General features: G+C 60.9%; 14 protein-coding genes. 12 read left to right on the top strand and 2 right to left on the bottom strand.

From position 1 onward, the window contains the following. The first annotated feature begins 28 nt into the window (after nucleotides 1-28). The 12 genes from gbpA (at nucleotide 29) to gspM (ending at nucleotide 11088) form a co-directional block, all read left to right on the top strand. Nucleotides 29-1495, top strand: coding sequence for an N-acetylglucosamine-binding protein GbpA (gbpA, locus tag KW846_RS15905; protein WP_218483324.1), 1467 nt, complete (start codon nucleotides 29-31; stop codon nucleotides 1493-1495). A 58-nt stretch (nucleotides 1496-1553) separates the two neighbouring features. After that, nucleotides 1554-2108 (top strand): type II secretion system protein N, encoded by a 555-nt coding sequence (locus KW846_RS15900; RefSeq protein ID WP_371321753.1) that lies wholly within the window; start codon nucleotides 1554-1556, stop codon nucleotides 2106-2108. 8 nt (nucleotides 2109-2116) lie between these two features. Further along, nucleotides 2117-4036 carry a type II secretion system secretin GspD gene (gene gspD, locus KW846_RS15895; RefSeq protein ID WP_218483322.1) on the top strand — a complete coding sequence of 640 codons (1920 nt, stop codon included), beginning with the start codon at nucleotides 2117-2119 and terminating at the stop codon, nucleotides 4034-4036. A 3-nt stretch (nucleotides 4037-4039) separates the two neighbouring features. Continuing rightward, nucleotides 4040-5512, top strand: a complete 1473-nt coding sequence (gspE, locus tag KW846_RS15890) for a type II secretion system ATPase GspE (protein WP_218483320.1) — start codon at nucleotides 4040-4042, stop codon at nucleotides 5510-5512. Between the two features lie 3 nt (nucleotides 5513-5515). Further along, nucleotides 5516-6724: a type II secretion system inner membrane protein GspF gene (gspF, locus tag KW846_RS15885; protein ID WP_218483318.1), complete on the top strand. Its 1209-nt coding sequence runs from the start codon at nucleotides 5516-5518 to the stop codon at nucleotides 6722-6724. Between the two features lie 171 nt (nucleotides 6725-6895). Further along, nucleotides 6896-7327 carry a type II secretion system major pseudopilin GspG gene (gene gspG, locus KW846_RS15880; RefSeq protein WP_218483316.1) on the top strand — a complete coding sequence of 144 codons (432 nt, stop codon included), beginning with the start codon at nucleotides 6896-6898 and terminating at the stop codon, nucleotides 7325-7327. A 3-nt stretch (nucleotides 7328-7330) separates the two neighbouring features. Next, nucleotides 7331-7798 carry a type II secretion system minor pseudopilin GspH gene (gene gspH, locus KW846_RS15875; RefSeq protein WP_218483314.1) on the top strand — a complete coding sequence of 156 codons (468 nt, stop codon included), beginning with the start codon at nucleotides 7331-7333 and terminating at the stop codon, nucleotides 7796-7798. Beyond that, nucleotides 7791-8174 (top strand): type II secretion system minor pseudopilin GspI, encoded by a 384-nt coding sequence (gene gspI, locus KW846_RS15870; RefSeq protein ID WP_007975611.1) that lies wholly within the window; start codon nucleotides 7791-7793, stop codon nucleotides 8172-8174. The genes gspH and gspI overlap by 8 nt, the downstream gene beginning before the upstream one ends. Continuing rightward, complete coding sequence (locus KW846_RS15865) at nucleotides 8167-8709, top strand: type II secretion system protein GspJ (RefSeq protein ID WP_218483312.1); 543 nt, start codon at nucleotides 8167-8169, stop codon at nucleotides 8707-8709. The genes gspI and KW846_RS15865 overlap by 8 nt, the downstream gene beginning before the upstream one ends. Next, nucleotides 8706-9557, top strand: coding sequence for a type II secretion system protein GspK (locus tag KW846_RS15860; RefSeq protein WP_218483310.1), 852 nt, complete (start codon nucleotides 8706-8708; stop codon nucleotides 9555-9557). Before KW846_RS15865 ends, KW846_RS15860 begins: the two co-directional genes overlap by 4 nt. Then, nucleotides 9554-10660 (top strand): type II secretion system protein GspL, encoded by a 1107-nt coding sequence (gene gspL, locus KW846_RS15855; RefSeq protein WP_218483308.1) that lies wholly within the window; start codon nucleotides 9554-9556, stop codon nucleotides 10658-10660. The genes KW846_RS15860 and gspL overlap by 4 nt, the downstream gene beginning before the upstream one ends. Then, complete coding sequence (gspM, locus tag KW846_RS15850; protein WP_218483306.1) at nucleotides 10657-11088, top strand: type II secretion system protein GspM; 432 nt, start codon at nucleotides 10657-10659, stop codon at nucleotides 11086-11088. Before gspL ends, gspM begins: the two co-directional genes overlap by 4 nt. A gap of 61 nt (nucleotides 11089-11149) precedes the next feature. On the opposite strand, the gene KW846_RS15845 is transcribed toward gspM, so the two are convergent. Both KW846_RS15845 and KW846_RS15840 read right to left on the bottom strand, forming a co-directional pair. Then, nucleotides 11150-11794: a retron system putative HNH endonuclease gene (locus KW846_RS15845; RefSeq protein ID WP_218483304.1), complete on the bottom strand. Its 645-nt coding sequence runs from the start codon at nucleotides 11792-11794 to the stop codon at nucleotides 11150-11152. After that, the gene (locus tag KW846_RS15840; protein ID WP_218483302.1) at nucleotides 11791-13062 is read right to left on the bottom strand and encodes an AAA family ATPase; all 1272 of its coding nucleotides are present in this window, start codon (nucleotides 13060-13062) and stop codon (nucleotides 11791-11793) included. Before KW846_RS15840 ends, KW846_RS15845 begins: the two co-directional genes overlap by 4 nt. Between the last annotated feature and the right edge of the window lie 8 nt (nucleotides 13063-13070).

Genomic DNA, 13070 nt, shown 5'->3' with positions numbered 1-13070 from the left:
GTTTTCGATAAGCAGTCTGGAACACATCATGAAAATTACATTTGATAAAAGAAGTGCATTAACGGCCTGCACCTCATCGATGATCCTGTTATCGGCAATGCTGGCCTCTCAAACCGTTTCCGCCCATGGCTATCTGGATGTGCCGCCGTCACGCGCACTGGCCTGCCAGAAAGGCTTGAACACCAACTGTGGTGGCGCCCAGTACGAGCCGCAGAGCGTCGGTGAAACCTTCAAGGGCTTTCCGGCAGGTGTCGGCGGTGCCCCCTTGCAGGGGCCGGTGGATGGCAAGATCGCCAGCGGCGGTCACGCGCTGTTCTCCGCACTGGACGCACAGTCCGCCACTCGCTGGCACCTGACGGAAATCAAGGATCGCAACATCGATTTCCAATGGCGTTACACCGCCGTTCACCCGGCTACCAAGCACGAGTATTTCATCTCCAGCGACGGTTGGAACCCGAACGAGTCGCTCAAGCGCACCACCTTCGAAAGCACGCCGTTCTGCACCATCGATGGCGGCAACCAGTTACCGGTGTCGGGTACCAGGCACAGCTGCACCCTCCCGTCTGACAAGTCCGGCCACCACGTCATCCTGGCCATCTGGACCGTCGGTGACACTGCCGCCGCGTTTTACAATGTCGCAGACGTGAACATCCTTGCTGAACCCGACTTGCCGGGCGGCTGGGCGCCAGTAGGCAGTATTGCGTCATCGACCCCGTTGCTGGTTGGTGACAAGGTCAAGGCCCGCGCGTTTACTGCCAAGGGCGAGAGTGCGCAATACAGCGTGGAAATCAGCATCGATAACGCTGAAGAAGGCATACCGCAAAACTGGTCGTATAAGCTGGCGGAAAAAATCAACCAGACCCACACCCTGGTTCGCGCCGGTATCCGTGACGAGAGCGGCAATGTTGCCCCGGTCAAAGGCACCAACCGCCTCTACGTGCAAAAAGAAAGCGGCGTAGTCCGCTATGAAGTGCAGTTGGACATGAAGGAAGACGCCGCTGCGCACATGGCGGTGACCTCTCAGCAAGCCGAATACGTCCTGGATAAAGGCCGGGCCAAAGTCGAATTCAGCATGACTGCGAACCGCGCGATGGACGTCGAAGCGACCTTGTTCGATCAGAACAACAAACCGGTCGGCACCACATCGGCACAAGTGGCCACCGGTTCCACCTCGTTGTCCCTGGATGTGCGCAGCAATCCTGGTGCGCACACGCTGACCCTGGTCGGCACCACCCTGGATGGCCGCACTACCCGTCAGGACACCAAGACCACTCAACTGACCGGCGATGGCGCGGTCATCGAATACGACTTCGTATTCCCTGAAGGCCTCAGCGACTACACCGCCGGCACCAAGGTGCTGCAACCGAAGACCGACGAAGTCTTTGAGTGCAAGCCATTCCCAGCGTCGGGTTATTGCAAGCAGTACGCCCCTACCGCCAACGGTTTTGAACCGGGTGTCGGTGCTCACTCGCACATGGCGTGGGACAAGTTGTAAGTCCCCGCAACTGGCTTCAGACGGCCTCAAAAAGGTCGCCTGAAGCTAGGTGTTTCTGTTGAGTACCGAGTTGAAAATGAAGGTTTCGAATTTTTCCGGACAACGCTTTCGGGCATGCCTGAGCAGCATTTGTTGGCTCGCGTTGCCAGTGGGCGCTGCGGTGTTTCTGGCGTGGCAGGAACGGGCGTTTCGCGAGCGCCTGGCTTCACCGTCGCCCGACATCGCAACGCTGGAGACGGTACCTGCACGTGAACCGCTCGAAACAACATCGATTGCCATTGTATTCGGCCTGACGACGGAGGCCACACCGCGGCCCAGCGCCGAACCGCTGACCCTGCAAGCGAGCTTTGTCAGCAGCGGACTATCCAAGGCACTGCTGGCCAATACTCAAGGCTCCCGTCTCTATCAGGTGGGCGAGCGTTTGCCTGGCGGCAGTGTCCTGCGTCGTATCGAGACCCACCAGGTTGTGCTGTGGAACAAGGGCCGGGAAGAGCTGCTAACGCTCGTCCCCTCTGGCGCAAGGTTCCTGACGGTACTCGAATCATCCGCCGATGCTCAATCGGCCACCACGACCACGCGTTTTTTACGCCCGCTCTCCGGGCAACCAGAGTGAAGAATTTCATGAACAGCTTCGTCGGCGCGCATTGGTTGCGTTCCATGCTTTTGCTTGCCGTTCTGGCGGCTGCAGCCTTCCCGGGCACGCTTCGAGGCGCCGAAGAAAAATGGCAACTGGCGATGAACAACGCAGAGCTGCGCGACATCGTCGAAGAGATCTCCAGCATTCTCGGGACCACGGTAGTCCTGGACCCCAAGGTCTCCGGTCGTATCACCGTCATGTCCCGGCAGGCCCTCGATCGTGAAGGGGTGCGCCGGTTGTTCTATTCAGTGCTCGACGCCCACAATTTTACGGTGATCGATGAGGGCGACCGGATTCTCATCACCCCGGTTGCCGAGGCCAGGACCCGGGCCGGTCAGGGCACGGTAAAAACCACCACGGCGTCGCAGTTCGTGACTGAAGTCATCGGATTGAACACCGGTAGCGCCACCGATATCGCCGGGCTGGTGCGGCCGTTGGTTTCTGCCAACGGTTATGTCGGCCCCTCGGTGTCGGCCAACGCGTTGGTGCTGACCGATACGGCCGCCAATGTGAAGCGCATCGCCCGGGTGATCCGTGAACTGGACTCGGGGCAGAACAACCTGCACGCGGTGCTTCAGCTCAAGCATGCCCAGGCGGGGGATGTCGCGCCAGTGATCGAGGCCTCCATGGGCAAGCGCAATGCCGAGTCGGCGATACAGGTACTGGCTGACATCCGGACCAATCGCCTGATTTTCATTGGCCCGCCGGTCGTTCGCCAGCGCTTGATCGAGCTGGCCCGTGGGCTCGATACGCCGGCCACCACGACCCTCGACAACGCCCGGGTGATTCGCCTGCGCCACAGCGATGCCAAGCAGTTGGCCGAGATTCTGGAGTCAATGGGGCAGGGCAGGAAACAGACGTCCGCCACCGGCAGCGCCAAGGACATGTCGGGCGGCGCAGCCTTCATGATCAAAGCCGACGAAAGCCAGAACGCACTGGTGCTGATTGCCGAGCCGGCACAGGTGCGGACCATCGAAAGCATCGTGCGCCAACTGGACCAACCGCGGGCCCAGGTGTTGATCCATGCCGCCATCGTCGAAATCTCCGGCGACATCGCCGAGGCCGTCGGAGTGCAGTGGAACCTCAATACCGGCGACGCCAAGGGCTTCATCAACTTTCCCGGCACCGACATTCCGATTGTCGGCGGGCTGAAGTTTGACGAGAAACGATCGGCGCCGGAAGGGGCGATCCTGCAACTGGGCAGCGACCGCTTCGGTGCGCTGATTTCGGCGCTGGCCAGCAACACCCACAGCAACTTGCTGTCCACCCCGAGCCTGTTGACCCTGGACAATCAGGAAGCAGAAATCATCGTCGGCCAGAACGTGCCGTTCAAGACCGGCTCCTACGCCACCAACAGCAACGGCGCGGATAATCCGTTCACCACCGTCGAGCGCAAGGACGTCGGCATCAGCCTGAAGATCAAGCCTTACATCAACGAAGGCTCGACGTTGCGCCTGGAGGTCGAGCAGGAAGTGTCGGACATCGCCCCCTCGGTGTCGGGCATCGACTCCTCGGACCTGATCACCAACAAGCGCGCGCTCAAAAGCACCATCCTCGCCGACGATGGCGAAATCATCGTGATCGGCGGCCTGATCCGCGACAGCGTGCGCACCCAGAAAAGCGGCGTGCCGCTGCTGCGTGACATTCCCTACCTCGGCGCGTTGTTCCGCTGGAGCCGCGACACCCAGACCAAAAGCAATCTGATGGTGTTCTTGCGCCCGACCATCGTGCGCAGCAAGGAGGACCTGTCCCAGGTCAGCCAGCAGCGTTACAACGCGCTGCGTGACCTGAGCAAGTCAGGAGCGGGGGAAAACAACTCGTTGTTGCTGCCATCCGAGGCACGCGGGTTGTTTGAACCGGCCAGTGACGCGCCAGTGTTCGACTTGCGCGGCAAGGCGCAGTAACCCATGGGCGAATTCAGCGAGCAATTGCCCTTCGGCTTCGCCCGGCGTTTTGGTGTGTTGCTGGAGCGTGACGGCGACGATCTGCGCCTTGCCCTGCGCAGCGATGCACCGCTCAGCGCACTGTCAGAGGCGCGCCGGGTGTGCGGGTCGACGCTGCCGTTCGTCATCGTCGACGCCGAAGAATACGCCTCACGCCTGGCGGCAGCCTATCGCGAGGGGCAAAGCGCGATGGAGCAGGTAGCCCAAGGGCTGGACGAAGAGCTGGACTTGCTCAGCCTGGTCGATCAGGTGCCGCAGACCGCCGACCTGCTGGAGCAACAGGGCGATGCGCCGATCATTCGCCTGATCAACGCACTGCTCGGTGAGGCCGTGCGCGAGCACGCCTCGGACGTGCACCTGGAAACCTTCGAGCAGTACCTCTCGGTGCGCATGCGGGTGGATGGCCAACTGCGTGAAATGCTCAGGCCCAAGCGCGAACTGGCGACGCTGCTGGTGTCGCGGATCAAGGTCATGGCGCGCCTGGACATCGCGGAAAAACGCGTGCCCCAGGATGGGCGAATGGCCTTGCGTCTGGCCGGGCATGAAGTCGATGTGCGGGTCTCGACGCTGCCTTCGGCCCACGGTGAACGGGTGGTGCTGCGCCTGCTCGACAAGCAGGCCGGGCGCCTGGACCTGCATCGGCTGGGCATGCCGGACGATACCCTCGCGGCCCTGCGCCAGCTATTGGGCAAACCCCACGGCATCCTGTTGGTGACCGGGCCGACCGGCTCCGGCAAGACCACCAGCCTGTACGCCGCGTTGAGCAGCTTGAATGACCAGACCCGCAACATCCTCACGGTCGAAGACCCGATCGAATATCACCTGCCGGGTGTGGGCCAGATGCCGGTCAATCCGAAAGTCGACATGACCTTTGCCCGCGGCCTGCGGGCGATTCTGCGCCAGGACCCGGACGTGGTGATGGTCGGCGAAATCCGCGACCGCGAAACCGCCGAGATCGCCGTGCAGGCGTCTTTGACCGGGCATCTGGTGCTGTCGACCTTGCACACCAACAGTGCGGTGGGCGCCGTCACGCGGCTGGTCGACATGGGCGTCGATGCCTACCTGTTGGCGTCCTCGCTGGTGGGCATTCTGGCCCAGCGCCTGCTGCGCACCCTGTGCCCCCATTGCAAGGTTTCGTACACCGCCGATGCAGCGGCCTGTGAGCGCCTGGGGCTCGACACGGCCACGTCGCACACCCTGTGCAAAGCCTCGGGCTGCGCGCAGTGCCAGCACGGCTATCGCGGGCGCATCGGCATCTACGAACTGATCAGCGTAACGCCCGCTGTCTCGGCGCTGATCCATCAGGGCGCCAGCGAGCAAATCCTCGTCGACGCAACGCGCAAGGTCTCGCGCAGCCTGTTCCAGGACGGGCGTCAGCGGGTGCTGGAAGGCTTGACCAGCCTCGATGAGTTGCTGCGCGTGACCCAGGAGCACTGACGGATGCCCACTTTCGACTACCGCGCCCTTGATGCCCAGGGCCGATCCTGCAAGGGGCGCCTGGAGGCCGATGGACCCCGTCATGCACGACAGCTGTTGCGCGAGCGTGGCGTGTGGCCGCGTGTGTTGATCGAGGTCCGGGTCGGCAGCGATACAGGCAGGCAAACTCGCGGCGCAGGCCTGAGCGCGGCTGATCTGGCGTTGTTGACCTTGCAGCTGGCAACGCTGGTTCAGGCCGGGCTGCCTCTGGAAGAAGCACTCGAGGCGGTGGCGAAACAGAGCTCGAAGCGCAAGGTCGCAGGCCTGCTCTCGGCGGTCAGGAGCCGGGTGATGGAAGGCCACGCCCTGGCCTCGGCCCTGGGACAATTTCCCAGGGCCTTCCCCGAATTGTTCCGCGCCACCGTGGCCGCCGGCGAACGCTCGGGGCATTTGGGCCATGTGCTGGAGCAACTGGCGGCTTATACACAGGCCCGCCAGGCCTCGCGGCAAAAGATCCAGATGGCCCTGGTGTACCCCTTGATCCTGATGCTGGCCAGCGCAGCAATCGTCGGTTTTCTGCTCGGCTACGTGGTGCCGGATGTGGTGAAGATCTTCGTCGACAGCGGCCAGCCGTTGCCCTGGCTGACCCAGGCACTGATCGGCGTGAGCAACGGCCTGCGCAACCATTTCCTGTTGCTGACAGGCGTGCTGGTGACGCTGTTCGGCCTGTGGCGCTGGAGCTGGCAGCAGCCGCAGTGGCGTCTGCGCTGGCATCGTTGGCTGCTGAGTGCGCCTGTCATAGGTGAAGTACTGCGGGCCATGGAAGCCGCGCGGTTTGCCAGCACCCTGGCGATCCTCGGCAAAAGTGCCGTGCCCTTGGTGGACGCATTGGAGATTGCCGCCGCGGTCATCGGCAACCTGACCATTCGCGCGCGGATGGTCGATGTCGCCCGTTCCGTGCGCGAAGGCGGAACGCTCACCCGCGGCCTGGAACTGAGCGGCGACATCCCGCCGATGATGTTGCACATGATCGCAAGCGGTGAACGTGCCGGCGAACTCGACCGCATGTTGGCCCGGGCCGCCGAACAACAGGAAAGCAGCCTCGCCGCGCGCATTGCGCTGGTGGTGAGCCTGTTCGAGCCGGCCATGCTGGTGCTGATGGGCGGCGTTGTGCTGCTGATCGTCATGGCCATCCTGCTTCCGATTCTCAGCCTCAACCAATTGGTGAATTGATCCATGCAACCTGTCCATAAAATCCTCCGTTCCCGGTGCCATGCTGACCCATCAAGACAATGTCGAGACGAACGAAAACCTGTGGCGAGGGAGCTTGCTCCCGTTGGGTCGCGCAGCGGCCCCGAAAAGGGATGGTGCGGCGATCCGACAAGCTCCCTCGCCACGGGCGCGGTGTCGCGTCAGCGCGGTTTTACCCTGATCGAAATCATGGTGGTGGTGGTCATCATCGGAGTGCTGGGGGCCATTGTGGTGCCGCAGTTCATGAGCCGTCCCGATCAGGCCAAGGTCACCGCCGCCAGAATCGATATCCAGGCCATCGCCACCGCCCTGGAAATGTATCGCCTCGACAACGCCCATTACCCCTCGACCCAGCAAGGCCTGGAAGCGTTGGTCAAACTTCCCTCCGGACTGCCCACGGCGCGTGGCTGGAACCCTGAGGGTTACCTCAAGAGCATGCCGGTCGACCCGTGGAACACGCCTTATCAGTACCTCAATCCGGGTGTGAGATCGACGGATGGCACGTACGACCTGTATTCCCTGGGTGCCGATGGCGTAGCCGGCGGTGAAGGGTTTGCAGCGGAAATCGGCAATTGGGGTCATTGAACCGTGGGCTACCGTTGCCGGGGATTTACGTTGTTGGAGTTGATGATCGTGATTGTCATGATCGGCTTTTTGCTGGGTATGGTGAGCTTTGCCGGTGGGGGCAATCCCGCGCGCGAGGTCAGGCAGGAGGCTGAGACGATGGTGCAGGTGATCCATCAATTGCGCGAGCGAGCGGTATTCGAGGGGCAGGACTATGGCTTGCGGCTGAGTACCGATGGCCACCGGCCGATGCGCCAGGGTGTTCACGGATGGGAATCGGTGGCGGAGCTTACTGACTGGCCCCTGAGCATGCGGGTGCATTTTCGGCATGACGGCTATGCGGTAGACCTGGACGCTGATGAAGGACCGCCGCAGTTGTTGATATTCAGCAACGATGAGACCAGCGTCTTCACCCTGACATTCGAGTCCAGCAACCGGACCTGGCTGAGGTTGTCCGGCGATGGCCTTGGCGAGGTGGAGATCGATGGCTAGCTCGCGATCCCGACCCGCCATGGGCGGTTTCACACTGCTGGAAATCATGGTGGCCCTGGCGGTCTTCGCGACACTGGCGGCTGCCGTGCTGTCGGCCAGTCAATACGTGGTCAAACAGCGTGGCGCCGTTGAGGCGCGACTGTTCGCGGCGTGGCTGGCGGACAACCGGTTGAACGAATTGCGCCTGCAACCCGGGTTGGCGGTTGGGCAGCAACAACAGGGGGTGTCCATGGATCAGCGCGACTGGGTGTTGCAGCAACACATCAGCGCCACCGGTGATCCACGTTTGCTCCAGGTCGACATTCAAGTCAGCCCCGCAAACAGTACACACGCCTTGCATCGTGCCAGCGGTTGGATACTCGCGGTTGATGAATAAGCAGCGCGGGTTCACCTTGCTGGAGCTGGTCATCGCCCTGGCGATCTTCACCGTGCTGGGGCTGGCCAGTTGGGGCTTGTTCGATAGCGTGGTGCGGGTGCAACGGGGCACGACGGCCCACGAGCGAGAACTCAGGAGCCTGCAACGCGCGGTGGCGGTGATCGAGCGGGATCTGCTGCATGTCACTGCGCAGCCGATGGTGCTCGCACCGCCGCTTTTGCAGTTCCAGCGCAGTCACTGGCGCAATCCCCTGGACCAGCCGCGCAGTGAGCTTCAAGCGCTGATCTATCGACTCGACGGCGACGTGCTGTGGCGCGAAAGCCAGGGCGAAGGCACCGAACTCGTGCAGCGGCAAAAACTGCTGGAGGACGTTCGCGAGTTGAACTGGCGCCTGTTCGACAGCCAGTCCGGATGGGTCGCAAATTGGCCGTCCGGGCAGGACGCGAAGGCGCCCCTGGCGCTGGAGGTGCAGGTCTCGGTCGGTCGCTTCGAATCGATTCGTCGGGTGTTGCCGATGCCGGGTGCATTGCCATGAACGGGCAGCAACGCGGCATGGCGTTGATCAGTGTTTTGCTGGTCCTGAGCCTGGCACTGCTGATCACCGCTGGCTTGTTGCGCAGCCATCACCTGTCGCTGCAAAGCAGCGGGCAACAGTTGCAGCAGATACACCTGCGCCAACTCGCATCGGGCGGGGAAAGCTGGGCGTTGCTGCTGTTGCGCGACGCGCTACAGGACAGGGAAAAACCCGTCGAGCGGATTCAGGGCTGGACGGCCATGGCGCCGGGTTTCGACGTTGAGGATGCGCAGATCCGCATCGATATCGATGACCTCGCCGGGCGTTTCAATCTCAACGCTTTGTTACGCCAGGGACAGGTGGACCAGGTCACCCTCAACCGTTGGGCGCGCCTGCTCGAGCTGCTCGAGCTTCCTCCCGTGCAATTGAGCCAGGTCGGGCCGTTGCGGGAACTGAGCCAGCTGCGCTTGCTTCCCGGCATTGACACTCGCCTGCTGCAACGACTGGAGCCCTGGGTGGCACTGCTGCCCACCGACGTCACCTTGAACATCAACACCGCACCGGCGTTGGTGTTGAGAACGCTCGGCGAGGTGGACGCCGCGACCGCCGATGCGCTGGCGCTTCAGGCCGCAACAACGCCCTGGGCGAGTGTCCAGACGTTTACCCAGGACCCGTTGCTCTCCGGGCAGGGCTTGAGCAGTCACGGCCTTGGCACCCATAGCCGGTGGTATCGGATCGGCGTGCAGGTGATCCGGGACGGGCGCCAATTGCATCTGGCCACGGATGTCGGGTACGACCCCAAGACTCAGCGGCTGACGGTGCTGCAACGACGTTTTCTTCCTACCAGTAGCCACGAGAAACCGCGATGAACACTTGGCTTTACCTGACCGCCGAGGGCCGGGATGCGCCATCCGCACTCTGGCCTTGCGTGTTGTGGTCCCCCACCGGTCAACGCCAGCCGATGCCACTGAGTCAGACGGCCTCGGCATTGCAGGGAAAGTCGGTCGATGTGCTGCTGCCCATGGAAATGTGCAGTTGGGTACGCAGCGAGCCATGGCCGGCACGGCGTAAACCCGAGGCCCAGGCCATCGCCTTCGCCGTGGAAGATCAACTGAGCGAGGCGCTGGACGTTGTGCATCTGGGTGTCGGCGCTCGTGATCGCGACGGCTGCTACCAGGCCATGGTCATCGGCCGGGAACGGTTGGCCGCCGTGCTCGCCCTGCTGCGCGAGACGGGTATCGAGGTGCGCGGGGTGTTCGTTGATGCCGATGTGTTGTCAGGTGATCAGCCGTGCGGCGCATGGTGGTTCGGTCGTTGGCTGTTGGGTGGAAGCCTTTCGGCACGCATGGCGTTGTCGCAAGACCACCTGGCGCTGCTCACCCCGCTATTGCCCAAGGACATGCAATGGCTGGACGAACGTGAGGACCCCGCTGTCATCGACCAATGCCTGACCCACCGCCCGATCCGGGCCATCAACCTGTTGCAAGGCGCATTCGCCCCACGCGGCAAGCGTCTGCCCTGGCGTGCCGGCGGGTGGGTGATGGTGATGCTGGCGCTGTTGATCTGGGGGGCCAGCGAGACGCGGATTCGCTTCATCGACAGCGAAGCCCGCCGCCTCGCCAGCCAAAATGAATTGCGATTCAAGGCGCTTTACCCGGAACAAGGCCGCATCGTCGATTTGGCAGCGCAGCTCAAGGCCCTGCAAAACCAGCCTGTCGAATCGCAAAACACCCGCATTGCGGGGCTGGTCCGGTTGGTTGAGCAGGTGATCGGCGCCAGCCCGGTCGAGGTCCGACGCATCGAGTTCAGAGCAGGTGAAGGCTGGAAAATCCAGCTGACCGCCAGCGGCTTTGCCGAGCTGGAGCAATTGCGTGAGCACGGACGCCAACAAGGCATGCCCATCCGGCTCGATAGTGCGAACAAAGCAGCAGACCGGGTGCACGCCACCCTCACCGTGGAGGACGAGGCATGATCCAGGCATGGCGGCGCCTTTCTGTGCGCGAACAAGGGCTGTTGCAGGTGTTGGGGGCTTTTTTGTTGGCGGTCGTGGTTTTCAGCCTGATCTGGCAACCGAACCGGCAGCGCCTGGAGATAGTCGAACGACAGTATCAACGGCAGGCGGAGCTGGCCGCGCAAATGCAGCGGGCGTCACCGCGCAGCCATGTCTCCGCCGACTCCGGTCAGCCCCTGTCGCTGCGCATCAGTGAAAGCGCAGCGGCAGCGGGGCTGGAAATCCGTCAGATGGAGAGCGATAGCGACCTGCTGCGCCTGACCCTCAATGGCAACGCGCAGCCGTTGATACAGTGGCTCGACGCTATGGAGCGCAACGGTGTCGCGTTGCAGTCGCTGACCCTGGAAAAACGTGACGATGCTTTGGAGGCGCGGCTGGTGCTCAGGTAGTTGCACTTCCTTTCAATAAAAACGCCCGGCTTATGCTGGGCGCTTTTCATTGTGCAGACTTTCAGTGTCCGATGAGCTGTTCGGCGTAGCGCGCGATCACATGATCGAAAGCTTGTTGCTCAAGAGCGCTGTTAGAGCGAATTGCATCAACGAGGCGGGTCAGATCTTCCTCGCTGGCCTGTGTGATGAACTCGTCATCGAACAGGCCACGGATTGTGCTCTGCCGGCGATTGTTGAGGTAGGCAATATCGAGTGCCAGTACTTCAATCATTTTCGTGGCCGGCAGATCGTCCCGCTTGGTGGCTTGAATTTCACCGGTTTGCAGATAACGGAAACGGTGTTCGCAATGCTCATCCATTGGAGATATGTGCTGCGCCTCGTCAAACCAGTTGCCTTTGCGATGACCACAGTGCAATGGATTGCCAGGTGTTGTCTCCCGCAGGCAGGAGGCGTGGAGGTTGTGGTACTCCAATGCCAACGCCTCATAGTGTTCTTGAGGTCTGAAGTGTTCAATATGACTGCTGGCAGCATCTATCTCTCTGCCGCAGTAGCAACAGAGGAAACCTTGTTCTTGCAGCAAACTGTTGTGCAAATCACGCTTTTGCGGATTTTGCAGTGTTGGATAAGTAGGACTCCACTCTTCGTTTGCCGAGCTTTTCCATCTTGTAAATGAAACGGGTTCAATTCCTTTGAGCACTCGTTTCATTTTTCGAGGATCTCCTTGCGCCTGATCAGCGCCTCTGCTCCAGCGAACTCCGGAAGATCAGGGGCTCTCAGCTTCAGTGCCTTGAGTTGCGCCTTGGCTTTCTTCAGGTCGTTGTCTTCCAGTGTTGAAAACAGTTCCGAGAGCAATTTTTCAATTTCGGGTTCGCGTTGTGTAACCCCCATGACTTCCTCCAGCACGCTGCTGGAGTCCAGACCATAGGTGACCCGAGGGTGGGACGGATCGCCGTTGTGCAGAACGATGACTTCTTCGGGTTGGAGGCTGCCGATGATTTGAGGGGAGTGGCTGGCGGCGATGAACTGGACTTTCGGGAAAGCTTGTTTCAGCGCAGGCACGATGTTGCGTTGCCAGGCTGGGTGAAGGTGGATGTCCAACTCGTCGATGATGACTACGCCTGAAGTGTTTTTCAGGACGTCCTTGCCCATGTGAGGGTTGAGGATGCACATGCGGCGGGCGATGTCGGCGAAGAGGGCGACCATGCCTCGCTGGCCGTCACTGAGGTTGTTGAAGGGAATGGTTGTACCACCTTCAACATCTATCAGTAGGCTTTGAAGCCTGAGGTCGTAACGAAGGTCTTTTGCATTCGGCAGAGCGATCTCGATTGCTTGATTGACTAGCGCCAGTTCGTCATCGAATGTCGATGTTACCGTTTTTGAATCCAGCAAATTTTGCATGCGTTCGAGCGTCTTGCCGATCAGCCAACTTTCGAAGTCTTTTAAGTCGGTAACTGCATCAAACCAGTTCGTGTAACCATCCAGGCGGGAGATTTTTTGTTGTGCCGCAAACTCGGCCGAAATATTTGCGCCTTTCCATTGACGATTAGATCGATAGAAAGCGAGAACAGGTAGCTCGACACTTTCTCCGAGATCGAACCTTGCGAGCTCTTTATCTGTTGCGAGCATTAAATCGAGGTCTGCCAAAGGTGGGAGATGGTCACCCGCTTGAGTGGTTTCCCATTTATTGACTCCTAAGATATCCCCCTTAGCTACAAGCAGAAGCGGGAACTCTCTTTCGAAGCGGCTACGACTTTCAAATTTGTTGATGACAAAGCGCACGTCGTTTTGGTCTAGGCCGATTGGCTGAGGTTTTATCGAATTCGCATATTCAATGAACGAAACGGCCACCGCCTGCAACAACGAAGTCTTCCCGCTCCCATTAACCCCTACCACCAGATTGAAACCCGGCTGAAAGTCGAAAGTGGCATCTTCGTAGCAACGAAAATTCTGAATGTGGAGACGGTCCAGGCGCATTCTGGCTT

The sequence above is a fragment of the Pseudomonas sp. PDM32 genome (assembly GCF_019219225.1).
Classification (GTDB): domain Bacteria; phylum Pseudomonadota; class Gammaproteobacteria; order Pseudomonadales; family Pseudomonadaceae; genus Aquipseudomonas; species Aquipseudomonas laurylsulfatiphila.
Note: the sequence above shows the minus strand (reverse complement) of the source record. Positions and strands in the feature narration are given on the sequence as shown.